This is a genomic window from Vibrio sp. YT-19(2023) (assembly GCF_033337395.1).
On the sequence record NZ_JAWOQN010000917.1, the window covers coordinates 1 to 562 of the forward strand.

Here is a 562-nt window from a genome sequence, read left to right on the forward strand (position 1 = left end):
AGATCATAGCAATAACCACAAAGACTGAAACTCTAACGAACTTGCTCAAAATAAAGTACGCACCACACAAAGCGAGCAATCCGAGAATTGCTTGGAATGATAAAAATCGTCCCAAAAGTTCGACCAGATAACTCAATTCAAACTGCATTAATTGTCCCGCTTGAGCCCAAAGACGGTCTAGCGGAGGGAGATAAGAATCGTAATGCAAGAGCCACGCTGCGGCGACAAATACAACGATATGACGCACCGTATTTAGGCTTTTTATCGAGATTGGCAGCAGGATGAAGATCAACAGCGCAAAGTTTTCCATTGGGTGGAAATCGATGATTCCCTGAAAATAGAGCGCTATTTTTGCGATAAAGTAAATGTTCCACCAGCCCAATCCTATAGTGAAGGGGGTAGAGTCATGAGAATGCGATGTCATTACTTAAGCTTCTTGGTGTTAGTGGTTGATGTATCTAGCTCAAAATAGCGCGAGCGTTTTAAGTGCTTGTGGTAAAAGCGTGTGGTTGCGTTTACTAGGTCACGAAGAAAGTATCCTAGGAGTAGGCCAATACCTAAG

Annotated in this window: 1 protein-coding gene; it reads right to left on the reverse strand. The window is 43.1% G+C overall.

What is annotated here, in order from left to right; genetic code table 11:
• A partial coding sequence (gene bcsG, locus R7E78_RS29180; RefSeq protein WP_318059025.1) for a cellulose biosynthesis protein BcsG occupies positions 1–424 on the reverse strand: 424 nt, incomplete at its 3' end.
• Positions 425–562: the final 138 nt, after the last annotated feature.